Below are 23,095 nucleotides of genomic sequence, written 5' to 3' on the forward strand. Positions count from 1 at the left end.
CGTTCGTCTGCGGTCAAGGCCCAATCCCGACCGCCGGCCAACAGGTGTCTACCCTATGTGCTTTCGCACATTATCAGTTTGACCTGGGGCAAATTGTGCGCCCCCGGCTATATTGCACCGCACATTCCTGCGACAGCGCTTGTTTGTCTTCAAGCCCTTTTTGCCGGAAAACCGTATCCTTGCGCCATTTGGCTGGGTAATTCCGACGATGTGCAAATTCAAAAGGATTTAAACCCTCAGAAAGTTACCCCGGCCTTCTTGCCGGTCAGCCTTAAAGACGCCATTGTCAAAGGCAATAAGCAACAATCGATGTGACGGGTAATCAAAGTGCGAGGAATGATGACAAACGTGACCGGCGCCGCTGTGAACACGGACCGCAGACCGCTGCGGCTGAAGCTCCTTGCGCTGGTCAGCGTGCTTGCCCTGTCGCCGGCTCTGGCGATTGCCGACACCAACGCCGGATCGCAGGTCTTCGGCACACCGTCCGGCCTGCCCTTCACCCTGTCTGGCAGCTACCTGTCCGGACGCCTTGCCGGCTTTGAAAAAGACTATGGCCAGGCCGCCGCCTTCTACGAGGAAACGCTGGCCGCCGACCCGACCAACACCATGCTGCTGGAGCGGACATTCCTGCTGAAACTCGCCAATGGCGATGTCGAGGAAGCCGTTCATTATGCAGGTGAGCTCGAAAAGGCCGGCCTGCAGAATTTCCTGGCACAGCTCGCGCTCGGTGCGTCCGACATGGTCGAAGGTCAGTACGCCAAGGCAGACGAGACGCTTTCCAAGGGCCGCAACGGCCCGCTTGCGCAACTCTCCATCGGCATTGCCCGGGCCTGGGCGCTTTATGGCAATGGCAGGATCGACGAGGCGCTGGACACGATCGACGCCCTGAGCGGACCGGACTGGTTCGAGGTTTTCAAGGCAACGCACAAAACCCACCTGCTCTTTGCCGCCGGCCGCAACGCGGACGCTCTTGAAGCGGCGGAAGGCGCCTATGCGATCGACCAGGGCGCCATTCGTGTTGTCGACGCCTATGCCCGTGTGCTTGCGGCAAACGGAAGGCAGAAGGAGGCTCTGGAAGCCCTCGATCTCTACGACGAGCAATTCCGGGGGCACCCGAAGCTGGACCAGACCCGCGCCATCATCGCAAGCGGTGACGTCATTCCGCCGATGGTCACCGACCCGTCGGAAGGAATGTCCGAAATCCTTTATGGCCTTGGTGCGGTGATTGGCCGGGACGGCGGCGAGGAACTGTCGACATCCTACCTGCAGCTCGCCCTTTTCCTGGATCCCAAGGCCGAATTTGCAGCGATTGCTCTTGGCAGCATCTTTGAGCGCATGGAACAGCCCGATCGCGCCATCGAGGCGCTAATGATGGTTCCGGCGGACAGTGTGCTGAAGCGCGAGGCCGAGATCCAGGTTGGTATGAATTTCAACCAGCTTGAAAAACTCGACGACGCCCGCGAGCATCTCCAGGCCCTGATCGACGAAGACCCGTCGGACCTGGAAGCGGTGATCGCGCTCGGCAACGTTCTGCGCTCCCACGAGATCTATGACGATGCCGAGGCCATTTACACCCAGGGCATCGACACGATCGAGGAACTGGAAAACCGGCACTGGCTGCTGCTCTATTTCCGCGGCATTGCCAGGGAACGCCTGGGCAAATGGGATCTGGCGGAAGCCGACTTCCGCAAGGCCCTGGAGCTCAACGAAAACCAGCCGCTTGTCTTGAACTACCTGGGCTATTCGCTGGTGGATCAGGGTCTGAAACTCGACGAGGCGCTTGAGATGATCAAGACGGCGGTCGAGTTGCGGCCGACCGATGGTTACATCGTTGACAGTCTCGGCTGGGTCTATTTCCGTCTGGGCCGCTACGAAGAAGCGGTGAAGGAACTGGAGCGGGCGATTGAGCTCCGCCCTGCGGATCCGGTCATCAACGATCATCTGGGCGATGCCTACTGGATGGTAGGCCGGCGGAACGAAGCCCGCTTTCAGTGGAACCATGCCCGCGATCTCGGACCGGAAGAAAAAGAACTTCCGAAAATTCTCGACAAGATCGCCAATGGACTGAAAGATCCGGAAGGAACCGACGCTGCCAAGGCTGAAACCGGCAACAACGGCGGCTGACCGGAAACACGAAATGTCCCTTCAAACAGCCACGTCTGCCCGGGTGGAGCTTGCCCGGGCCAAAGTGAATCTGGCGCTGCATATCACCGGACGGCGCTCCGACGGCTATCACCTGCTCGATTCGCTGGTAGCCTTTCCGCAAATCGGGGACCGGATTGCCGTCGAGCCGGCAGACAAACAGGAGCTGCGGCTGGAAGGTCCCTTCGCCCGCGATCTGGACGGTCCGACGGAACACAATCTTGTCCTGAAAGCGGTCAGCGGCTTTGCCGCCCGGGCCGGCATAACCCTGCCTCCGGTCAGACTGACGCTCACCAAACGCCTTCCGGTTGCCTCCGGCATCGGCGGCGGCTCCAGCGATGCAGCAACGACCCTGCGACTTCTGGAAGACTTCACCGGAACCTACCTTTCCGAAGACACCATGCATGCCCTTGCCCTGTCTTTGGGCGCCGACGTTCCGGTCTGCCTTTACCCCGAAGCGCAGCGCATGAGCGGCATCGGCGACGAACTCGCACCCGGCCCTGTCCTGCCCAATTGCGGTATCGTGCTGGTCAACCCCAAGGTTGGCGTCTCGACCCCGGAGGTTTTCGCCGCCTTGAGCCATCGGGACAATGACGCCCTGCCGCTTGTGCCGGAGAAGTTCGAAAGCCTGTCGCAGCTCACCGCCTATCTCTCGAGCTGCCGCAATGATTTGCAGGGCCCGGCAGAAAGCCTTTGTCCGGAAATCAGTGCGGTGCTCGCGGCCCTTCAGGAAGATACAAGGATCGAATTCAGCCGCATGTCGGGCTCAGGCGCGACCTGTTTTGGCCTGTGCGACCAAAAACACGCCATGGATGTTGAGCGCAGCCTGAGGGCCGAACACCCAAACTGGTGGATTGCCTCCGGCCCGCTGGCATGAAAAAGGCCTGCCTCGCAAGAGACAGGCCCAATAGAATTCTTGTTTTTCAGAAACTTGGAGCGGTTAGCTCACACGGGAGATGCAGAAGGAAACGGCATCGGCAAGGGCGTCGTTATGCGCACCTGCTGGCAGAGTTTCCAGTGCCCTCAGAGCATTGTTGCCATAGGTCTTGGCCCGTTCGACCGTCTCCGCCAACGCATCGTATTTCTTCAAGAGGTCGATGGCCTGTTCCAGATCGCCATCGGCAACATCTTCGCCCTCGAGGCAGCGCTTCCAGAATGCGCGATCGGCATCCGTGCCACGGGCGACGGCCAGCACAACGGGAAGCGTGATCTTGCCTTCGCGGAAATCATCGCCGACATCCTTGCCTAGATCGGCTGAGGAGCCGCCATAATCCAGGGCATCGTCGACCAGCTGGAAGGCATAGCCAAGTTCAAGACCATAGGTTCGGGCGGCCTTTTTCATGTCTTCCGACTGATCTGCGATCACCGGCCCGACCTCGGCCGCAGCAGCAAAGAGGGCTGCCGTCTTGGCCTCGATCACGCGCAGATAGTCCGCCTCGGTGGTGGCGATGTTCTTGGCCGCACCGAGCTGCAGCACTTCGCCTTCTGCAATCACTGCCGACGCGGTGGACAGGATGCGCAGTGCTTCCAGCGAACCGACATCAACCATCATCTTGAAGGCCTGGCCGAGCAGGTAATCGCCAACCAGGACGCTGGCCTGATTGCCCCAGAGCTTGCGGGCCGCCAGTTTGCCGCGGCGCATGTCACTTTCATCGACCACGTCATCATGCAGCAGTGTCGCCGTGTGCATGAACTCGACACTGGCCGCCAGGGTGACATGCCCCTCGCCCTGATAACCGAACATGTCGGCGCAGGCGAGCGTCAGCATCGGCCGCAGCCGCTTGCCGCCTGAGGAAATCAGGTGTTTGGCGATCTCCGGGATCAGTTCAACATTTGAACCGGCCTTGGACAGGATCAGTTCATTGACATCCGCCATGCCAGAAGACACAAGGTCCACCAGCGGCTGAATGCTCGGCTGGCGCGCCTGATTGTCAGAATAGGTTGCAACAACGGCCACTTATGGCACTCCCTGAATATTTGAGCGGACAATATGGCGCGAAGGCCTCCGGGGCAAGCCGCCAATCCGTTGACAAACGCTTGAATTGCCACGATCAGCAGGTTTTGCTGTAGACCAGTCGACCGTGCTCCGACAAGACACATTGAATTGCTGAACCGCTAACGCCGGGAAAACTATGGAAGAACTCGTCAGAACCAACGATCCAGTGCTGATTTCGTTCCTGGAATCGATTCTAGAGGAAGCCGGCATCAAGCATTTTGTCGCAGACGGCAACATGAGTATCCTGGAAGGATCGCTTGCCATGATCCCGCGGCGGGTCCTTGTCGACGGCGATCAATTGCAAAAGGCGCGCAGGCTGGTGTGTGACGCCGGCCTTGAACATGAACTGCGTCCGGAACGCGGACAGGCCTGAGATGACGACGCCCCCGGCGACCTCGGAACCGGAAACCACACATGACGCCTTTCTGGGCGGCAAGGTCTATGTCCACCAGCCGAGACGTGGCCGTCACCGTGCAGGACTTGATGCCGTCTATCTTGCCGCCGCGCTGCCGGAGGGAACCAGGGGACATGTTGTCGATCTTGGCGCCGGTGTCGGCACCGCCGGTTTTTGTGCTGCGGCGCGTCTGCCTGACATCAAGGTGACGCTGGTCGAGATCGACCAGACCGTGCTGGATCTCGCCCGGCGTGGCCTCAACGACCCGGCCAATGCCGCCTTCGCGGACCGAATCTCCCTTCTGGAGGCCGACATCACCGCAAAGGGCAGCCAGCGTCACGCAGCTGGCCTGACACCCGCGATGGCCGACCATGCCATCATGAACCCGCCCTATTACGAGGCCGAAAAGTTCCGCGCTTCACCGAACACGGCCCGGGCAGGCGCCCATATGCTGGACGATCGCGGCCTGGAACCCTGGGCCAAGACGGCAACGGATATCGTGCGCGACGGAGGCAGCCTGACGGCCATCTTCCGCGCCGACGGTCTGCGCGAACTTCTGGACGTGCTTCAGGGCCGCTTTGGCGCGATTGACGTCATACCCTTGCGTCCTAGGCCCGAGGCACCGGCCACGCGGGTGCTCATTCGTGCCATTCGCGCCAGCAAGGCGCCCTTGCAGCTGCTGCCCGGCTTTGTCTTGCACGCGGGCAGCGGATCGGACTTCACCGACCAGTCTCGCGCCGTGATGCGCGACGGGGCCGGCCTTGGCCTCACCCCGCGATAACCCGCGATCAGCCGTCTTCAGTGAATGAGGATTTCACCATCCGCATAGCGGAAATCGACCGGCTCGATCAGGTTCTGATGGGCAATCCGAACAGAGTGAATGCTGCCTTCGATCTCCCGTTCCCAGAACGTCAGAAACCGGGTCAGTTCCGGAAATTTCGGTGCAAGATCTTCGGTTTGCCAAAGGAAACTCTGCAGAAATCGCGGGTGATCGGGCAAGTGGTAGAGGATCTCCGCGGTGAGCAGTCCATATCCCAGGAACCGTTTTTCAAAGTCAGAGCTGGTTGTCATGCCAATCCTTTCTTTTGCCTAAGAAAAGAGTGTCACGGAACTCTGGTTAACCAAACCCGACTTTTGGTCAATTCCTGTTCAAAACCAGCACTTTAGCAGCACTCCAGCGCGCCTGCTAACAAAATGCCGTCCATGGAGCGGGCAACGGATTACTTGGATTGGATGGAGCTCAAATACCCCAAAAAGGCGTCGATGTCATCCGGCGCAAAGGCAACTTCCGGCATGTTTTCATGGGCGGTCACGATGCCTTCCGCCAGCGGTTCCTCAAGACTTTCGAGCGGATAGAGCTTGGAGAGATCGCGAAAAGCGGGTGCTCCCTCCTGTGCGCTGACATCGTCAACGGCAACGGCGTGGCAGGCTGCACAATGGATTTCCGCAAGTTCCCGCCCGGAGGCCAGGCTGGCGGCATCGGTCGGATAGCCGGTGTCCGAGGCCATGGCGGCAGTCCCGCACATCAAGACCGCAGCCGCCCAAAGAATCGTTTTGCCAGGCAACACTCTCTCCTCCCTTGAATCAGTTGCGCTTTTATAGAAGGTTCGGAAGCAGAAACACATTAGGGGGATCACGTGGCCGCTGCGATGCCCCCTTGCACATGGCCATGCCGTGATGCTGCCTATATACATCTGGGATTGCCCTGCCCGCCGGAGACACCATGAGCCAATTGCCCCTGCCCGCTTCCATTGACGACACGCTCCAGCTGATGGATCAGGCCGGTTACGTCGCCGACCGGTCCCTGGCAACCGTCCTGCATCTTGCCCTGAAGATGAAGCGGCCTCTGTTTCTGGAAGGGGAAGCCGGTGTCGGCAAAACCGAAATTGCCAAGGTGCTGTCGACGACACTCGGGCGCGACCTGATCCGCCTGCAATGCTACGAGGGCCTCGATGTCGCATCCGCCGTTTACGAGTGGAACTATCCGGCCCAGATGGTCGAGATCCGCGTAGCGGAAGCTGCCGGCGACACGGACCACTCGGAACTGTCGAAGTCGATCTTCGACGAACGGTTCCTGATCAAGCGCCCCGTCTTGCAGGCCCTGGAGCCTTCCCTGTCCGGCGCGCCCGTGTTCCTGATCGACGAGCTCGACCGGGCCGATGAGGCCTTTGAGGCGTTCCTTCTCGAAGTGCTTGCCGACAACCAGGTTTCCATTCCCGAACTCGGCACCATCAAGGCCGAAGAACCGCCGATCGTGATCATCACCACCAACCGGACCCGGGAGATCCACGACGCCCTGAAGCGCCGCTGTCTCTATCACTGGGTCGACTACCCGGATGCCGAGCGGGAACTTGAGATCGTGCGCCGCAAGGTTCCGGGGGCCGCGGAACGCCTGGCGCTTGAGGTGGTCGCGTTCGTCCAGAAGCTGCGCGCCGACGAGGATCTCTTCAAGCAGCCGGGTGTGGCCGAGACGCTCGACTGGGCGACTGCCCTTTCCGAGCTCAACGAGATTGCGCTCGACCCGGACATGGCCTCCGACACGCTCGGCGTCCTGCTCAAATACCAGGACGACATCGAGCGCGTACGCGGCTCCAAGGTGCGCCAGATGATCGACGACATTCGCAAGGACGTTTCGCAGCAGCCCTCCATGCCGGTCGTGTGAGCGAGCGGCATGATCTTCGTTTTCGCCAATAAACAGGGCGGTCTGCGAGGCGAACATGTCTTCTTCGCCTGAGCTGCGCTCCCGCATCACGGACAATATCGTCTATTTCGCCCGCACGCTACGCAAGGCGGGCGTGCCGGTCGGTCCGGCCTCGGTAGTCGATGCCGTTGCCGCGGTCGAGGTCAGCGGCATTCAGAACCGGGACGATCTTTACTGGACACTGCACGCCGTGTTCGTCCGCAAGCATGAACACAAGGTGCTGTTCGACGAGGCCTTCCGAATCTACTGGCAAAGCCGCGGCCTGATTGAAAAAATGCTGGCGGTGCTCTCGCCGGTGGCCCCGCCGCGCGGTGAACCGGAAAAGCCGAAGGCCGGCCAGACCCGGGTTTCCCAGGCCTTTGAGGCGGCCAGGGAACGGGTGGCGGAAGAAACGGTGCCGCAGATCGAGATCGACGCCAAGTTCACGGTATCCGGCAAGGAACTGCTGCAGAGCAAGGACTTCGCCCAGATGACGGCGGAAGAAATCGACGCGGCCAAACAGGCCCTCAGGTCAATGAGCCTGCCGATGGACAGAATCCGGCTCCGCCGGCTCACCCCTTCCGCAAAAGGCAAGGTCGATCCGCGCCGCACGCTCAGAGCCTCGATGCGCGCAGGCGGCGATATCATCGACCTCAAATACCGCAAACCGGCCGAGAAGCGACCGCCCCTCGTGGTGCTTTGCGATATTTCCGGTTCCATGAGCCAGTATTCAAGGCTTCTGCTGCATTTCCTGCATGCCGCAACAGCCGAACGTCGAGACGTGCACACGTTCCTGTTCGGCACGAGACTGACCAATGTCACCCGTCAGCTGCGGATGAAGGACCCGGACGAGTCGCTTGAGGCCTGTTCGGATGGGGTGGAGGACTGGTCCGGCGGAACCCGCATCGCCTCGGCGCTGCATGATTTCAACCGCCACTGGTCGCGCCGCGTGCTCTCCGGCAAACCGACCGTTCTCCTCATCACCGATGGGCTGGAACGGGATACGGATGAGGATCTGGAACGGGAAATCGACAGGCTGCACCGTTCCTGCCGCCGTCTGATCTGGCTGAACCCGTTGCTGCGCTTTGACGGTTTCGAGGCCAAGGCGAAGGGCATACGCGCCATGCTGCCCCATGTCGACGAATTCCGCGCCGTCCATTCCCTGGATGCCGTCGCAGACCTTGTTGCCGCGCTTTCCGGAAGCGGCGGCATCACTGAAAAGACCGACCCGAAACGCTGGCTCACCGCCTGAAGGATCTTCACGTGACCGACAAGAGCTTGTCCGAAATCGAAGACGGCGTTGCGGCGGTCTCCGACATCTATGCCCGGCGCTTCGAAATTGAACGGGACAGCGGCTGGTATCTTGCCAAGCTCACCGAGGAACTCGGCGAACTCACGGCCGCCGATCTGAAATGTGCGGGCAAGGGCAGACCGAATGGCAAATCGGCGGAAAACCTGAAGCGGGCTTTGGCAGATGAAGCCGCGGATCTCTTCGCGCACCTGCTTTTGTTTTGCAGGGATCGGGAGATTGATCTGCAAGAGGCCGTCAGGGACAAGTGGCTGAGCTATCTGTCAGCAGCTGAACAGGCTGACTGACATCTGGCTGCCTTACCCCTCCTTCCGATAGAGGATCGTGCCGCGCTGGTTGATCAACAGCACCTCGCCGGTCACCGGATGCACATAGACCTCGACCCGTTGTCCCTCCGGGGTCGTGCCATAGACTTCCCAGCAGCCGCCATCTTCTTTCATGCGGCGCACCTGCCAGCCGTCATCGGTCAGTTTTTCGCTCACCTGCTCCTGAGAGAGCCACGCGGCCCGATCGGTCGGTTCGCATTCAAAAACGCCGGTGGCATAGGCCGGAAAGGCGAAGAGGCCAGCCAGCATGGATTGGATGGTGTAGAGCGTATAATTCATCGAATTCTCCTCCGGTCGGCAGTCAGGACGAAACAGGGGCTGGTTTTGCGCCGGGCCGATAGAGACGGAACACACGGTAGGCCTCAAGCGCGGCAAGCGGCAGGAAATGCACCAGGGCCGGGCCCAGATTGTTGTGCACGAAGATCCAGTGCAGCAGCGTCGCAATGGCCGCGACATAGACGCTGCGCTGAAGCGGCCGCCAGTACCGCCCGAGTGCCCTGACGGAGACATCGTTCGATGTCAGACCAAGGGGCAGGAAAATGAAGAAGGCGAGCCAGCCGGTCCAGATGCCGAGGCTCCAGAACTCGCCGAGCACGGCTTTGAGCGAGCCCATATCGACCAGGTAGAGCACCGTGTGCAAAACCGCATAGGCAAAGGCGGCCACGCCAAAATAGCGCCGCCGTCTGGCCATCCAGAACCAGAACCTGGATTTCGGAAACATCAGACGGAATGGTGAGATGACCATGGCAATGATCATGAAGCGCGCGGCGAATTCACCTGTCGGGTGCAGCAGGGCTTCCGTGACCGGACGCCCGTCGTCTGGTCCCGCCCCGCCGATCAGGGCTGCCATCATCGGGATCGACGGCAGCGCCAGCAGTGCCCATAGAAAGTAGCGTGAATTCAGGATGGTCAGCATGTCGCCCCTCGCCCGGATGAAAGATCCTGTGCCTTTGACGTTTCAAAGACTAGCAAGAAGGTGTCGCGCATCTGTGCCGGGAGCCCCCCGACTTTGTCGCAAAATGTAACGGCGTTTCCTGGATGAAAACCCCACCGGCATCGTGTTGGGGCACTGGAGACCGGTGGGGCCATTGATAAGGGCCTGAGAAGACCCGGCCTCACCTTATATTCAATTTCATGAAACTAGATGCGGCAAGCTGTCCCTGCGGCAAGCTGGCCGTCCACTACGGCAGCGCGATGACCGGTGTTCGAATACCGACACGCTGGTAGAGATCCTGGATGTCGTGGTTGGCCATGCGAATGCAGCCATAGGAAACGGCACGGCCGATGGACCCCGGGCGGTTGGTGCCGTGAATGGCGTAGTTGCCGTTGGAGAGCGTCATGGCGGCCACACCCATTGGATTGTTGGGTGCGCCTCCCTTGATCAGGGTCGGCAGATGCGGGTGATCCCGGCGCACCTCGGCAGAGGGAGACCAGTCCGGCCGCACGTATTTGCCGGTAATATAGGCCTGCCCTGTCCAGGATTTGCGGCGTTTGCCCACAGCCACCTTGTACCGGATGGCCCGGTTGCCGCGCAGAACCAGGTAAAGCCGCTTTTCGGAGTTTCTGATCACGATCGTCCCAGGCCTGAAACGATGATCGGAAAACCCGACCAGCTCGGCCGCGCGAGCGGGGACGCTCCCTGACAAAACGAGAAACAGCACGAGAACTGTCGGCGCGAAGACGCGGTACAAATCGGCCGGACGCATGGCACTTTCCTATTCCCAACCGGAATTCAACCTTGCCCAACCCTATCCTGCTCAAAGACTTGAAAGAATGGGCAGCGCCCTATTTTCTTAACAGAAGGTTAATAGACGCCATGAGCGTCTGTTCCTGGTCTTTCGCTTGTGACGCGCATCACTATGCCCGGCCGTGGCAACGGGGATACTTCAGGCATGGCTCCGGGAAGACAGTTTTCCGGAACAAGGTGCCTAGCCGCACCGCCTGTTTCGACAGACCCGTTTCATGGCCGGAATCAAGGCCTAGCTCAAGGATATCGAGATGCCCCGTATCCCGTTCCCGACTGCCCGTTGTCGTCCTATCAGAACCCTGTTCGCCGGCCTTGTCGGTCTGCTGGCCCTCTCCCTGGCGGTTCAACCGGTCGCGGCCGGACCTCTGACCGGCACCTACACATTGTCACCTTCCCAGGTGAACACCGGATTTTCCGTCAAGGTCCTCGGCGGCAAGCCCGTCACCGGCGCTTTCAAGAGCGTGTCCGGCAAGATGGTCCTCAATCAGAACCGGCCTGAAAAGAGCCACGTCAGTGTGAAGGTCGATCTGGGCAGTGTTCAGACCAACAACGACAAGGTCACCGGCTTCTTGAAAAGCGCCGCCATGTTCGACGTGGCCAATCATCCGGTCGCGGTCTTCAAAAGCACGCGGGTGCGCATGACCGGAGACCGCAGCGCTGAAGTGGAAGGCAACCTGACCCTGCGCGGCAAGACCATGCGCACCAAGCTGACCGTGAGGCTGACAGGCGCCAAGGCCAGTGGCGGTGTCGGTTTTGAAGTTACCGGTGGGTTTTTCAGAAGTTTCTACGGCATGAAAGCCGGCCAGCCGATCTATGCCGACAAGGTCAATCTGGTCATCAGCGGAACTGGCCGCCGCAGCTGACCGGCAGCTCATCCCTTCGAAAAAGCGCGTGTCCTGTCAAACGGCGCGCGCTTTTCCGTTTTGCTGCCAGAAACGAAAGCTCAGGGACGGCGCTGCGGCACCCCATCCCGCCATTCATACCAGACATAGGCTGGCGCATTTGCATCACCGTTTGCGTCAAACCGCACCGGCCCGATCACCGTTGCCAGATCACCGGTGCCAAGCGCAGCTGCAACATCCTTCAAGGTGGTGTTGCCAGCGCTTTCAGCGGCCTGTGCCCAGGCCTGGATCGCCGCATAACTGGTCAGCGCATAGCGGTCGGCCGGCAATCCTGCCTCGTCCAGCGCAGCCACCACCTTCTGTGCCTCCGGGCGCTGCCGCGGTATTTCAGGATAGGTCAAAAGCGTCCCGTTTCCTGCCGGCCCGGCAACGAGCCAGAACTCGTCCGTCATCAGGGCATCGCCTGAAATCAGCACGGCATCGAGACCCTGGCGCTGCATCTCAAGTGCAATCAGGCCGGCCTCGGGATGATACCCGCCCAGATAGACGACACCGACATTCTGCAGGCCGAGCTGTGACACAAGACCACGATAGTCGTCTTCCCCCGCATCAAAACCAAGAGACAGGCTTTCGCTGGTGCCAAGCGCATTCATTTCCGCCTTGACTGCATCGACAAGGCCTTTGCCATAGGCGGTCTTGTCATGCAGCAAGGCAATGCGCTCAATACCAAAGTCCCTGGCGAGCAACTGTCCGGCCACCTTGGCTTGGCTGTCATCCCTGGGCGCCAACCGGAAGACGCCGTCTCCAGGCCGATCGTCCGTGAATTTCGGCAAGGTGGTCGCGGGCGAGATCTGGACGATCCCGGCATCGGCATAAACCTCGCTGGCCGCAATCGACGCTCCAAAACAGAAGTGCCCCGCAACGAAGACCACCCCCTTGCCGATCAGCTGGTTGGCAACCGCAACCGCCTTGTCCGCCACGCAGCCGTCATCCACCGCTTCCAGGATCAGCTGTTCGCCATTGACACCGCCGGCCGCATTGATGTCGGCAACGGCCTGTGCCGCTCCGGCGAGCATCTGTTCGCCAAAGGCACCGAACTGGCCCTCCATCGGACCGGCAACCGCAATGCGGATATCGGCCTTGGCAGGCACGGAGAGAGCGCCAAGGGCCAAGAGCCCTGCTGCAAGGCCAAGTTTCTGCAAGAACATCCACATCTCCGGCATCTACATCACACCGATATGCCTAGCGCGGGCGGTTGCCAAGCTCAATCCACAACCCATGTTTTCTTGTCCGGGTCTATTCAAAAGACACATGAACACGTGGTCGATGAACCGTTTGACGGCATCCGAACCATTTCGCTAAGACAGCCTAGGCAGCCCCTCCCGGCGCGCATAGACTACCGCCCAAGACGATTCCCGCGCCAAGCGGTCAAGGAGCCGAACCATGTCCACTTCCCCGCCGGACCAGACCGATCAGGACCGGTTGCCTCTGGACACCACCAGCTTCCGCGAAGCCATGAGCCGGATCGCGGCAGCCGTACATGTTGTCACCACCGACGGCAGCGCCGGCCGCTTGGGAGCAACTGTCTCCGCGGCGTGCTCGGTCAGCGACAATCCGCCCAGCATTCTCATTTGCCTCAACCGGGAAACGCGCGTCCACGATGCAGTCCTGGAGAACGGCTGTTTCTGCCTGAACACCTTGAGCGACGACCATGAAGACATCTCCGATGCCTTTGCCGGACGCCACAAGCTGGAGATGCCGGAGCGTTTCGCCAAGGGGGACTGGACGGCGCTGGCAACCGGCTGCCCCGCGCTCGACAGCGCTCGCCTGAGCGTCGATTGCGAGGTGCATTCGGCCACCGAAATGGGCACCCATTCCATCATTGTCGGCACCGTCACCGACCTGCGCATGACGGACCCGGGCAAATCCCTGCTCTATGTCCGGCGCGGCTACAAAAGCCTCGACACCTGACGTCACCACGCGCACACTGATCCTCCAGCAGTCATATTCGGGACGCATCTTCCATGGCCGGCCAACGCAATCTGATCACCGACGTTCCGGGCCTGAAGGTCGGCAATGCCTCTGACCAGTCCCTGAAGTCCGGCGCGACCGTGCTGGTTCCGGACGAGCCGGCCGTCGCTTCTGTCGCCATTCACGGCGGCGCGCCCGGCACACGTGAAATTGCACTTCTTGAGCCCGAGCAGACCGTGGACAAGATCGACGCGGTGGTTCTGGCCGGAGGCTCCGCTTTCGGTCTGGATGCGGGCGCCGGCGTGCAGGGCCGTCTGGCAGAACTCGGATACGGCTTTCAGGTCGGCCCCGTGCGCGTACCGATCGTGCCCACCGCAATCCTGTTCGATCTCCTCAATGGTGGCGACAAGAGCTGGGGTCAGGCGGCGCCTTACCGCGACCTCGGCCGGTCGGCGCTGGATGCCATCGGATATGACTTTCCGCTCGGCTCCATCGGCGCGGGCACGGGCGCGACCACGGCCAATCTGAAGGGCGGCCTCGGTTCCGCCTCCCAGGTACTCGACAACGGGGTTACGGTCGGCGCGATCGTTGCCGTCAACGCGCTCGGGCGGGCCACCGTCGGCGAGACACCGCATTTCTGGGCGGCGCCCTTTGAGGAAGAAGCTGAATTCGGCGGCCACGGCATGGCACACCCCCTGCCCGCAGACAGCACGACCGTACGCACGAAGCTGGATGGCCTGAAGGCCGGCGCCAACACGACGATTGCGGCTGTTGCCACCGACGCCATCCTGACCAAGGGAGAGGCAAAGCGTCTCGCCGTCATGGCACATGACGGTCTTGCCCGTGCGCTCTGGCCGGCACACACGCCGCTTGATGGCGACCTCGTCTTTGCCCTTTCCACCGGACAGAAGCGCCTCGAGAACGGACTGGAAGACATGGTCCAGCTCGGGGCGGCGGCGGCATCCTGCCTTGCAAGAGCCATTGCCCGGGGCATCTATCACGCCACGCCTGCCGAAGACGACCCGGTGCCGACCTGGCAGACCCGCTTCGGCAGCTAAATCAGATCCGGCCGCCGTCTGGCGCCGTATGTAGAGCACCTTCATCGACAGAGGCTTTGCAAGACCATGTTTCTCCTCAGGACTGTTCTGTTCCTTCTTCTGGCCGCCGGCCTTGCCGCGCCGGTTTCAGCCAAGACCCTTGTTCTGGAAGAGTTCTTCAAGGGAAGAACCGTCGGCAAAGGGGTTTTTGAAAGCAGGATCGCCGGCGTCAATCGCCCCTTCACCGTGTATCTGAACGGCCAATGGGACCCCAAGACCTTCACGTTGCGACTGCGCGAGGACTTTGTCTATGACGACGGTGAAAGGGACACCAAGACATGGTTCTTCCAGAAGGTCGCCGATGGACGCTATGTCGGCCAGCGATCGGATGTGATTGCTCCCGCCAATGTGCGCACCACATCTGACGGCGCGATCCGCTTCTCCTATATCGCGCAGCTGGAGACCGAGAACGGCCCCTTGCTGCTGCGCTTCGACGACACGCTGGAACAGGTGAACCGCCGGACGGTGCGCAACACGGCCCGGGTGATGAAAGCCGGCTTCACCATCGGCACTGTGGAACTCACCTTTACCAAATAGCCGGGATCGAAAGGAAGCGATCGATCCTTCAACCTTGCCAGACGCGACAATCCTGCTTTTACTCCAGAGGCACGTTCACTTGGGAGGCTCCAGATGGTGTCGCGTCTTTTCGCATTTCGCTTGTGCCTGTTGCTGATGGTCGGTCTGACCACGGCTTTCGCAGGACAACAGGCCCAGGCCATGGGCACCGGTCTTGCCGACGCCCTGGAAGACAAGTTGCGCGATCCCTTTACCGGCGACTTCGATGCCCTGATCGACCGGGGTTACATCAGGGTGCTGATCCCGTTTTCGAAAACCGGCTATTTCATCGACAAGGGCGTTCAGCGTGGCAGCGCCGTTGACCTGATGACGGAATTCGACAAGCACCTGCACAAGCTGCACGACAAGAAAGTAAACGAGGCGAAGATCGTCCTGATTCCGACCCCGCGCCATCGCCTGTTCTCCGACCTTTACGAAGGGCGCGGTGACCTGGCGCTCGGCAATCTGACCATCACCGATGAACGGCGGGAACTCGCCGACTTTTCCGATCCCCTTCTGACCGGTGTTCATGAAGTCCCGGTCACCCTGGACAGCGTGGCAGATCTCACCTCGCCGGACGCGCTGGCCGGCAAGTCTGTCACCGTGCGGCAATCCGCGTCTTACTATCAAAGCCTTCAGGATCTGAACAAATCGCTGCAGGCGGCCGGCAAGGATCCGATGAAAATCACCACGGCCGACGAAAAGCTGGAAGATGACGACCTCCTGGAAATGGTCTCCGCCGGGGCTCTTCCCATGGTGATTGTCGACCAGCACAAGGCCGAACTCTGGCTACAGGTTCTGGACGGGTTGAAAATGCATCCGGCGGCATCGGTGCGCACGGATGGTGAAATCGCGATCGCCGTCAGAAAAGACGCACCGACCCTTCTGAAGGAGGTCAACGGCTTTGCCGCCACGGTGAAAAAAGGGACCCTTCTCGGCAACATCCTGTTCAAGCGGTATCTGAAGGAAGCGACCTATCTGAAGGACATGCGCGACGCGCATTACAAGAGCGCCCTAGACGAGCTGCAGACCGTCTTCCGGAAATACGGCACGGAATACGAGATCGACTGGTTGCTGATTGCCGCCCAAAGCTATCAGGAATCCAGGTTCGATCCCAAGGCCCGCAGCCGCGCCGGAGCAGTCGGTCTCATGCAGATCAAGCCTGCGACTGCGGCCGGCAATCCGATCAACATCAAGGGCATCGACAAGGATCCGGACAAGAATGTTCATGCCGGCGTCAAATATCTGCGTTTTCTCGCCGATCACTATTTTGCGGAGCTGAAGCCCAAGGAGGCCAACCAGACCTTCTTTGCGCTGGCGGCCTATAATGCCGGTCCGAGCCGCTTCGAGCGGATGCGCGAAAAAGCGAAAAAACACGGCTACGATCCGGATAAATGGTTCGGCAATGTCGAATGGATCGTCGCCTCTGAAATCGGCCGGGAACCGGTCGACTATGTCGGCAACATCTATCAGTACTACGTCGTTTTCTCGCAGGAGCAGCAACGCCGCGAGGCTGATGCCGCCGCAAAGGCAACGGCACAGCAGTAACCTCCACGTTCGGCTAGGCGGCCTTGCGACCGAGTGTGCCGGCGCGGTTCATCATCGCCGCCCGGTCCTTGTCCGTTGAACCACGAATGGGTGAGAACATGTGGTAGCCGACCGGCTTCAGCCCGCAGAAATTGAGGATCTGCTTTTCAAGCTGCTTCCGGGATCCTGCCCCGTAGATCCAGCGATAGAACCATCCGGGCGTGTCCGAGGTGACCAGCACCCGGGACGTCCGCCCCTTGAGCAGCTTTTCCGGCAACGGCTTGCCTTCGACATACTGGAACGCTGTCCCGGGCAATAACACCCGGTCAAACAGGCCCTTCAGTTTGGCCGGCAGCCCGCCCCACCAGAGCGGGTGGGCCAGGACAAAGTGTTCGCACCACAGGATGTCCTGCCAGAGCGCTTCCAGATCCGGCTCCAGCGGTTTGGCATCCTTGAAACCGGACTGTCCGAAATCCGGATCGAAGTGCATGGCAGACAGGTGCCTCATTCTCACCTCCTGTCCGGCCTGAGCCGCATTGTCGGCAAAGTTCTGCGCCAAAGCTCCACAAAAGGATCCATCGGCCGGATGTCCGTCAAGAACGAGTATGCGTTTCATCTGTGTTTCCATACCTGGTTACGCCATCAGTCAAAAATTGACCACGGTCATTTTTTGACGGCGTTATAGAGATGGGTCAAGATATTTTTTGACCGCGGTCAATTTTAATGAGGAAACATGACACGCAAACCACAGCAGCGCAGCATTGCCACCCGCGCCCGCGTGTTGACCGCGGCCCGTGACCTCAGCCAGAAACACGGCCTGGAACTTGTCACCGCCGACGCGGTGGCAAGGGAAGCGGGCGTGGCCAAGGGCACGGTCTTTTCCCATTTCGGCGACATGGATGGCTTGCTGTCCTACGTGTTGCTGGATCGCTTGAATGCCCTGCGCGCTGCAAACGCGGCAGAAGCGGCAGAAAGCAGCGACCTGCAGGACCCGGTCGGTCTTCTGATGCGGCGCATGATGGCCCTGATCGCGGTGATCACCGACAGCCCGACAATCTTGCGCCTGTTTCTCGACAATATCGGTGTGACCAAGCCACATTGCGCCGAAGCCTTCGTCGAAACACTGGACGGTCTCGACAAGGATCTTGCGACCTTTCTTGAAGCCTGGCAGCAAACCGGCACGCTGAAACCCGCTTTGCGGCGGGACAGGTCTGCTGCCGAACTGACAGACGGACTGATCGCCTTCATGATCCACGGCGCCATTTTGCTGAAGAGCCATCAACTGACCGACAGAACGGCACTGGAAGAGCGGTTGCGGCGGCACGTCGAAGCGTTTCTGCTGACGGAAAAGGGCTAGGTCAGGCCCGAGGCCAGCGGATCACGGCATCGACAACGGGATGATCGTGCGGCCGTCGATATTGATCTTGTCCGGATCGTAAACATCCGGATTGGCCCGCTTGAGGATCTCAAGCAACGTCCCGTCCTGCTCAGCCTGTTTCAGGGCCTGGGTCAGGAGCGCATGCAGCTCGGCATTCTCTTTCGTGACATAGAACCGGAAGTCATTGGCATAGACGAGACCAAGATGCGGTTCGATCAGCAGGTCGGGATGCAGGGCGGCTTCGCCGGCAATCTCCGTGATCCCGCGCGGGAAATAGTCGACCCCTCGCCCCCCAAGGGCAATGAGGTGATAGATCTCGGGGTTCCAGACCCCCTTGAATTCCTGCAGTTTCAGGTCGTTCTGCTGCCAGACATCAACGTCGTTCCAGCCGGCGCCGAGCGCGGCAACGGTACCAATGGCCTGGAATTCCTCAAGGGAGGCAACGCCCTTGTAGAGATCCCGGTCCCTGGGGTGGATCAGCATGACCCGATAGCCCTTCAGCCCATCGGTGATGTCGACATCCACCTCCAGATATTCCTGTTTCAGATCCGGGCTCTCGCCCCGCCAGATCAGGTCCAGCCCGTCGCCGGTCTCGAACAGCTTCATTTGACGAGCCATGTTGAAATCAGCGTCAATCCGCTCAAATTCAACCTGCCGACCGGTTTTCTCAAGGGCGCTGGTGACCAGTTCGACGACATAGTCCGTTGTGCTGACGTCGGGAACACGCAACTTGATTGTTTCTGCCAGTGCAGGCGGCTGCCAGAGGACCAGGGCCGTTGCGAAGATAACCGCCAACACGCCGTTCAGCATGAACCACCTCTTCCGAAAGCCACATGACAACCCAACTTTCCGTAAGGTTAGCTGAAAACCGTCACATTGGCGATCAACGCCTCCGGGCAAGTCTGCTCGCGCACCACTGCAAAACGAACCAGGGTGTTCATGGACAAGCCTTCAGCGAGACTGGTCCGGTTCTTCGCCAGGCCAGGAAACCACATGGTTTTCATAGTCTTCCAGCGCCATGCCGTCCTCGGGAACCGTCTTGCCCCGAACGGAAATGCCTGCCTGATGGACCGTCTCAGGGTCTCCTGAAACCAGCGGATGCCACCAGTAAAGGTCCCTGCCCTCGGACACGAGGCGATAGCCACAGGTCGGCGGCAACCACGTGAGTGTCCTGACTTCTGCAGGTGTCAGCTGGATGCAGTCCGGTACGGTCGCGGCCCGGTTTTCATAGTCCCGGCACCGGCAGCTGTCGCCATCCAGAAGTGTGCAGGCAACGTCTGTCCAGACGATCTCGCCTGTATCCCAGTCTTCCAGCTTGTTCAGACAGCAGCGGGCGCAGCCGTCGCACAGGCTCTCCCATTCAGATCCGCTCATGTCCTCAAGCGATTTTGTTTTCCAGAACGGAAGGTCGCCCGCAATGTCGTTCGCGCTCATGCCTGATGGTGCCTTTTGGGTGCCGCGGTTTTCCGGCGCCTAGCACGCCGGAGAGGAGCCGGCAAGCAACGGGCACGCAATAGTGTTTGAAAAGCAAGCATTTTCTAAGGAAAATCGGTAAACTGGAATCACGACGACGCGGCAATCGGCCTGTTTTCCAATTCCGGAATAACGGCTAACGTGACCTTAGCGAGTTTGACCCGGAGACCCTGTTCGCGTGAAGAACGAAGTGAACTCAGACAAGACCGACCCGATCGGCGAAACGGCAGGCAAGACTGCGGGCCGAACGGCGGAAGAACCGCCCCGCAAGCGGCACCGGATCCGTCGGTTCTTTCTGGCGATAGACGCCTTTGTCGATACGGCGCTCTGGAAGAGCGGCTCGGCCATCCGCCGTGTCTTTGAAAGCTATGACGCGTTTTTGCGGCGTTTCCGCGCCAAGGGAATCTGGCGGATGCTCGCCGAAGTGTCTTCGGAGGGGCTGACCTATGGCCTGGCCGGCTTCATCGTCGTGCTGGCCTTTGCCCAACCGGCCTTCGAGGCCACACGCTATGCGGACTGGAAGACGACGGACGATTTCGCGGTCACCTTCCTGGATCGCTTCGGCAAGGAAATCGGCCGACGCGGTATCGTTCTCAATGACAGTGTCCCGCTTGAAGAGATCCCGGATTCCATGATCAAGGCCACGCTGGCCACGGAAGACAGGCGTTTTTTCAGCCATTTCGGCATCGACTTTGTCGGCACGTTTCGTGCGATGGTGGAAAACGCCCGCGCAGGCGGCGTGGTCCAGGGGGGCTCCACCCTCACCCAGCAGCTGGCCAAGAACCTTTTCCTGACCAATGAGCGCAGCCTCAGCCGCAAGATCAAGGAAGCCTACCTGGCGCTCTGGCTCGAGGCAAACCTCAGCAAACAGGAAATCCTGAAGCTCTATCTCGACCGCGCCTATATGGGCGGTGGCGTCTTCGGCGTGACAGCCGCATCCGAATTTTACTTCAACAAGAATGTCCGTGAGCTGACGCTTGCCGAAAGCGCCATGCTTGCAGGCCTTTTCAAGGCGCCGGGCAAATATGCCCCCCACATCAATCTGCCCGCGGCGCGCGCACGTGCCAACGAGGTGCTGACCAACATGGTCCAGGCCAGCCTGCTGACTGAAGGCCAGGTGATCGGAGCCAGGCGCAACCCGGCGCTGGCCGTCGACCGATCCCAGGAGCAACTGCCGGAATATTTCCTCGACTGGGCGCTGGACGAGGTCAAGAAACTGGCCCGGCGCAATCCGGCCATGGCGCGGGACCGCATCGTCACCGTGCGCACCACGCTCGACCCGGCCCTGCAGCGCCAGGCGGACCTGGCAGTTGAAACGATCCTGCGCGAAAACGGCAAGCTGCGCGACGCCAACGAGGCGGCCCTGGTCTCCATGGTTCCGGACGGTGCCGTCGTCGCCATGGTCGGTGGCCGGTCCTATGGCGAAAGCCAGTTCAACCGGGCCGTCAATGCCTTGCGCCAGCCCGGCTCCTCGTTCAAGCCCTTCGTCTACATGACCGCCTTCATGAACGGCTATGAACCCTCCAGCATCGTGCCGGACCGGCCGGTCTGGATCGGTAACTGGTCGCCGAAGAACTACAACAGGAGCTACCGAGGGCCGGTCACGCTGAAACTCGCGCTGACCAAGTCGATCAACACCATTCCCGTGCGCCTGTCGCTGGATTTCGGCCGTGACAAGATCATCGAGACGGCTTACGCGATGGGGCTGACCCACGAGCTTGAAAACTCCATCTCGCTGCCGATCGGATCGTCCGAGGTCTCTGTGATCGACATGGCCGCAGCCTATTCCACCTTTGCCAATGGCGGCTTCAAGGCCCCCGCCTATGCGATCCTGGAAGTGAAGAACAGCAACGGCAAGGTGCTCTACAGGCATGGCACAGACAGCCCGGAGCAGATCCGCGTGCTACCGGAAGAAAAGGTTCATCAGATCAACGATATCCTGGTCAATGTGGTGGAAGCCGGCACGGCTCGCCGGGCCCGGATAGACGGTGTTGTCGCCGCCGGCAAGACCGGCACGACCAACGCCTATCGGGATGCCTGGTTTGTCGGCTACACCGGCAACTTCACCACCGCCGTCTGGTTCGGCAATGACGATTTCTCATCCACCCGGCGAGTGACCGGCGGCAGCCTGCCCGCCATGACCTGGCAGAAATACATGGCCTTTGCCCATAATGGCATCGAACTGGCGCGCATGCCGGGCGTTGAGGCAGAAAGCCTGCCGCGCCTTGCGCGCTCTGCCCCTGCCCAACTGGCAGACAGGCAGTCAGACACGGCTCAGCCCAGGGTACTCAAACGACGCACACAGTCTCTGCTGCTCAGGATCGGCCGCGATCTGCGCCGTCTGATGGGCCAGCAAAGTGCCAGCGCAGTGCCTGCAAGTGAACCGGCCGAAACCGTGGCGGTGCAATGAGCGACACGTCTTTCCGTCCATCGCCGCATGGCGAGGCCGACTGGTACGAAACCCGTCTGCCGCGCATCATTCGTCCGCACCGTGGCCACCCCTTGCGGACCCTCGCGACGGTAACGACTGTCGTGGTCCTGGCCGCGTTGATCGGCATCAGTTCCGCCTATCTGATCATCGAACGCGAAGAGCCGCTGAATGCGGAAACCATCGGCCCCTGGCGCGCCTATCCCAAGGCGGGAACGGCAAGTGCAGATCCCTATTCCGTTGCGATCTACACCCGCGGCGCCGTCATTCCTTTGGCGTCCGGCGAAGGATTGGCGCTGGTTGCACGCGAAGACAGCCGGGGCCACCTGCTCGATCCGACCTGCGTCTATCGCATTGCCGGCCAGACACCTTCCGCGCGCCTCTGGACACTGACGGCGGTAAACGGGCACGGGCGTCTCGTGGAAACCCTGTCGGGGCGCGCCAATCTGGCAAGCAACAACCTTTTGCGGGCTCCGGACGGCAGTTTCGAGATCATGGCCGCCCGCAGCCCTCATTCAGGAAACTGGTTGCCACTGGCAGCCAATGCAAAAGCCAGCGACGGCCTTCGCTTTGTCCTGCGGCTCTATGATGCGCCGGTCACGACCGGCGCCGCGCTGGACGGTGTCAGCATGCCGGTGATCGACAGGCAGGGCTGCCCATGACCCTGTCACCGCGTTTTTCCCTGACCGTCGGACTATTGGCCACGCTGTGTCTGGCTGCGATCATTCACATTCTTGTGGTGCTGAGCATACCGCACAATGTCCAGCACAGTGCTTACGACAATGTCGCCGCACACGGTCCCGACAGGCAGTTCAATCTGCTTCCCGATGTTAACCCCGGCGCGGAAGCGCTGCCCGATCTCGATCCAGCGATGAAACATGCGACCTGCCGTTTTCAGTTGAGCGAGGGGCCGGTCCTGTTTGACGCCAGCATCCCGGTGCCATTCTGGTCGATCGGTCTCTTCAACGCGGCCGGTGAAGCCGTCTACAGTCTCAACAACCGCACCGCCGGGGCCGAACGCCTTTCCATGCTGGTCCTGACAACGGAGCAGCTCTCAATCCTGCGCGAAAACCCTCCTGAGAACCTGGAGGACCTGATTGTCATCGAAACGGAGGAGCCGATCAGCGGTTTTGCCCTGCTGCGCGCCTATGTTCCGCACCCCACACGCGCTGGCACCGTTGATCGGGCTCTGAAAGCGGCGAGTTGCAGGGGAATATGAGGGCGACACCT

The 23,095-nt window shown here is 60.6% G+C and carries 26 protein-coding genes; 16 read left to right on the top strand and 10 right to left on the bottom strand.

Annotated features, from left to right (window positions below):
- Nucleotides 1-336 precede the first annotated feature (336 nt).
- Together CHH27_RS08460 and CHH27_RS08465 are read left to right on the top strand one after the other, a co-directional pair.
- Nucleotides 337-2,124: a tetratricopeptide repeat protein gene (locus CHH27_RS08460; protein WP_094071195.1), complete on the top strand. Its 1,788-nt coding sequence runs from the start codon at nucleotides 337-339 to the stop codon at nucleotides 2,122-2,124.
- A gap of 13 nt (nucleotides 2,125-2,137) precedes the next feature.
- The gene (locus CHH27_RS08465; protein WP_094071196.1) at nucleotides 2,138-3,019 is read left to right on the top strand and encodes a 4-(cytidine 5'-diphospho)-2-C-methyl-D-erythritol kinase; all 882 of its coding nucleotides are present in this window, start codon (nucleotides 2,138-2,140) and stop codon (nucleotides 3,017-3,019) included.
- Nucleotides 3,020-3,082: 63 nt separating this feature from the next.
- Here CHH27_RS08465 and CHH27_RS08470 read toward each other — a convergent pair whose 3' ends face one another.
- Entirely contained in the window at nucleotides 3,083-4,099 is a 1,017-nt protein-coding gene (locus CHH27_RS08470) for a polyprenyl synthetase family protein (RefSeq protein WP_094071197.1), read from the bottom strand.
- A 175-nt stretch (nucleotides 4,100-4,274) separates the two neighbouring features.
- Between CHH27_RS08470 and CHH27_RS08475 the strand changes: the two genes are divergently transcribed.
- Both CHH27_RS08475 and CHH27_RS08480 read left to right on the top strand, forming a co-directional pair.
- On the top strand, nucleotides 4,275-4,511 hold the full coding sequence (locus tag CHH27_RS08475) for a DUF2007 domain-containing protein (RefSeq protein WP_094071198.1): 237 nt from the start codon (nucleotides 4,275-4,277) through the stop codon (nucleotides 4,509-4,511).
- A 1-nt stretch (nucleotide 4,512) separates the two neighbouring features.
- On the top strand, nucleotides 4,513-5,313 hold the full coding sequence (locus CHH27_RS08480) for a tRNA1(Val) (adenine(37)-N6)-methyltransferase (RefSeq protein WP_094071199.1): 801 nt from the start codon (nucleotides 4,513-4,515) through the stop codon (nucleotides 5,311-5,313).
- A 17-nt stretch (nucleotides 5,314-5,330) separates the two neighbouring features.
- Here the strand turns inward: CHH27_RS08480 and CHH27_RS08485 are convergent, their stop codons facing one another.
- Together CHH27_RS08485 and CHH27_RS08490 are read right to left on the bottom strand one after the other, a co-directional pair.
- Nucleotides 5,331-5,603 (bottom strand): usg protein, encoded by a 273-nt coding sequence (locus CHH27_RS08485; protein WP_094071200.1) that lies wholly within the window; start codon nucleotides 5,601-5,603, stop codon nucleotides 5,331-5,333.
- Between the two features lie 149 nt (nucleotides 5,604-5,752).
- Nucleotides 5,753-6,097: a c-type cytochrome gene (locus CHH27_RS08490; protein ID WP_208988698.1), complete on the bottom strand. Its 345-nt coding sequence runs from the start codon at nucleotides 6,095-6,097 to the stop codon at nucleotides 5,753-5,755.
- Nucleotides 6,098-6,255: 158 nt separating this feature from the next.
- Here CHH27_RS08490 and CHH27_RS08495 point away from each other — a divergent pair, with 158 nt between their 5' ends.
- Genes CHH27_RS08495 through CHH27_RS08505 form a run of 3 tightly spaced genes read left to right on the top strand, consistent with a single transcriptional unit; the run spans nucleotide 6,256 to nucleotide 8,808 of the window.
- Nucleotides 6,256-7,194, top strand: a complete 939-nt coding sequence (locus CHH27_RS08495; protein ID WP_094071202.1) for a MoxR family ATPase — start codon at nucleotides 6,256-6,258, stop codon at nucleotides 7,192-7,194.
- 55 nt (nucleotides 7,195-7,249) lie between these two features.
- Nucleotides 7,250-8,464, top strand: coding sequence for a VWA domain-containing protein (locus CHH27_RS08500; protein ID WP_094071203.1), 1,215 nt, complete (start codon nucleotides 7,250-7,252; stop codon nucleotides 8,462-8,464).
- Between the two features lie 11 nt (nucleotides 8,465-8,475).
- Nucleotides 8,476-8,808 carry a pyrophosphatase gene (locus tag CHH27_RS08505; protein ID WP_247646207.1) on the top strand — a complete coding sequence of 111 codons (333 nt, stop codon included), beginning with the start codon at nucleotides 8,476-8,478 and terminating at the stop codon, nucleotides 8,806-8,808.
- Nucleotides 8,809-8,820: 12 nt separating this feature from the next.
- Here CHH27_RS08505 and CHH27_RS08510 read toward each other — a convergent pair whose 3' ends face one another.
- The 3 genes from CHH27_RS08510 to CHH27_RS08520 all read right to left on the bottom strand — a co-directional run bounded on the left by CHH27_RS08510 (nucleotide 8,821) and on the right by CHH27_RS08520 (nucleotide 10,553).
- Nucleotides 8,821-9,126 carry a PepSY domain-containing protein gene (locus CHH27_RS08510; protein ID WP_198338380.1) on the bottom strand — a complete coding sequence of 102 codons (306 nt, stop codon included), beginning with the start codon at nucleotides 9,124-9,126 and terminating at the stop codon, nucleotides 8,821-8,823.
- Nucleotides 9,127-9,148: 22 nt separating this feature from the next.
- Entirely contained in the window at nucleotides 9,149-9,763 is a 615-nt protein-coding gene (locus CHH27_RS08515; protein WP_094071204.1) for a sulfite oxidase heme-binding subunit YedZ, read from the bottom strand.
- Between the two features lie 265 nt (nucleotides 9,764-10,028).
- Complete coding sequence (locus CHH27_RS08520; RefSeq protein WP_094071205.1) at nucleotides 10,029-10,553, bottom strand: L,D-transpeptidase; 525 nt, start codon at nucleotides 10,551-10,553, stop codon at nucleotides 10,029-10,031.
- Between the two features lie 292 nt (nucleotides 10,554-10,845).
- Here CHH27_RS08520 and CHH27_RS08525 point away from each other — a divergent pair, with 292 nt between their 5' ends.
- Nucleotides 10,846-11,457, top strand: coding sequence for a YceI family protein (locus CHH27_RS08525; protein WP_094071206.1), 612 nt, complete (start codon nucleotides 10,846-10,848; stop codon nucleotides 11,455-11,457).
- An 80-nt stretch (nucleotides 11,458-11,537) separates the two neighbouring features.
- Here CHH27_RS08525 and CHH27_RS08530 read toward each other — a convergent pair whose 3' ends face one another.
- Entirely contained in the window at nucleotides 11,538-12,644 is a 1,107-nt protein-coding gene (locus CHH27_RS08530; protein WP_094074607.1) for a branched-chain amino acid ABC transporter substrate-binding protein, read from the bottom strand.
- 235 nt (nucleotides 12,645-12,879) lie between these two features.
- Between CHH27_RS08530 and CHH27_RS08535 the strand changes: the two genes are divergently transcribed.
- From CHH27_RS08535 to CHH27_RS08550, 4 genes are all read left to right on the top strand, one after another.
- A complete protein-coding gene (locus tag CHH27_RS08535; RefSeq protein ID WP_094071207.1) occupies nucleotides 12,880-13,407 on the top strand; it encodes a flavin reductase in 528 nt (175 codons plus the stop codon).
- Between the two features lie 53 nt (nucleotides 13,408-13,460).
- Nucleotides 13,461-14,465, top strand: coding sequence for a P1 family peptidase (locus CHH27_RS08540; RefSeq protein WP_094071208.1), 1,005 nt, complete (start codon nucleotides 13,461-13,463; stop codon nucleotides 14,463-14,465).
- Nucleotides 14,466-14,531: 66 nt separating this feature from the next.
- Complete coding sequence (locus CHH27_RS08545) at nucleotides 14,532-15,041, top strand: DUF3833 family protein (protein WP_094071209.1); 510 nt, start codon at nucleotides 14,532-14,534, stop codon at nucleotides 15,039-15,041.
- Nucleotides 15,042-15,134: 93 nt separating this feature from the next.
- A complete protein-coding gene (locus tag CHH27_RS08550) occupies nucleotides 15,135-16,607 on the top strand; it encodes a transglycosylase SLT domain-containing protein (protein ID WP_094071210.1) in 1,473 nt (490 codons plus the stop codon).
- Between the two features lie 13 nt (nucleotides 16,608-16,620).
- Here CHH27_RS08550 and CHH27_RS08555 read toward each other — a convergent pair whose 3' ends face one another.
- Nucleotides 16,621-17,214 carry an NAD(P)H-dependent oxidoreductase gene (locus CHH27_RS08555; protein ID WP_371681838.1) on the bottom strand — a complete coding sequence of 198 codons (594 nt, stop codon included), beginning with the start codon at nucleotides 17,212-17,214 and terminating at the stop codon, nucleotides 16,621-16,623.
- Between the two features lie 105 nt (nucleotides 17,215-17,319).
- Between CHH27_RS08555 and CHH27_RS08560 the strand changes: the two genes are divergently transcribed.
- Complete coding sequence (locus tag CHH27_RS08560) at nucleotides 17,320-17,943, top strand: TetR/AcrR family transcriptional regulator (protein WP_094071211.1); 624 nt, start codon at nucleotides 17,320-17,322, stop codon at nucleotides 17,941-17,943.
- Between the two features lie 21 nt (nucleotides 17,944-17,964).
- Here the strand turns inward: CHH27_RS08560 and CHH27_RS08565 are convergent, their stop codons facing one another.
- Nucleotides 17,965-18,774 (bottom strand): hypothetical protein, encoded by an 810-nt coding sequence (locus tag CHH27_RS08565; protein ID WP_094071212.1) that lies wholly within the window; start codon nucleotides 18,772-18,774, stop codon nucleotides 17,965-17,967.
- 141 nt (nucleotides 18,775-18,915) lie between these two features.
- The gene (locus CHH27_RS08570) at nucleotides 18,916-19,398 is read right to left on the bottom strand and encodes a YcgN family cysteine cluster protein (RefSeq protein ID WP_094071213.1); all 483 of its coding nucleotides are present in this window, start codon (nucleotides 19,396-19,398) and stop codon (nucleotides 18,916-18,918) included.
- A gap of 217 nt (nucleotides 19,399-19,615) precedes the next feature.
- Here CHH27_RS08570 and CHH27_RS08575 point away from each other — a divergent pair, with 217 nt between their 5' ends.
- Genes CHH27_RS08575 through CHH27_RS08585 form a run of 3 tightly spaced genes read left to right on the top strand, consistent with a single transcriptional unit; the run spans nucleotide 19,616 to nucleotide 23,084 of the window.
- Entirely contained in the window at nucleotides 19,616-21,847 is a 2,232-nt protein-coding gene (locus CHH27_RS08575) for a transglycosylase domain-containing protein (protein WP_094071214.1), read from the top strand.
- Nucleotides 21,844-22,527 carry a DUF1214 domain-containing protein gene (locus tag CHH27_RS08580; RefSeq protein ID WP_094071215.1) on the top strand — a complete coding sequence of 228 codons (684 nt, stop codon included), beginning with the start codon at nucleotides 21,844-21,846 and terminating at the stop codon, nucleotides 22,525-22,527. Before CHH27_RS08575 ends, CHH27_RS08580 begins: the two co-directional genes overlap by 4 nt.
- Nucleotides 22,524-23,084: a hypothetical protein gene (locus tag CHH27_RS08585; protein WP_094071216.1), complete on the top strand. Its 561-nt coding sequence runs from the start codon at nucleotides 22,524-22,526 to the stop codon at nucleotides 23,082-23,084. Before CHH27_RS08580 ends, CHH27_RS08585 begins: the two co-directional genes overlap by 4 nt.
- Nucleotides 23,085-23,095: the final 11 nt, after the last annotated feature.

This window comes from Labrenzia sp. VG12, assembly GCF_002237595.1.
Taxonomy (GTDB): Bacteria; Pseudomonadota; Alphaproteobacteria; order Rhizobiales; family Stappiaceae; genus Roseibium.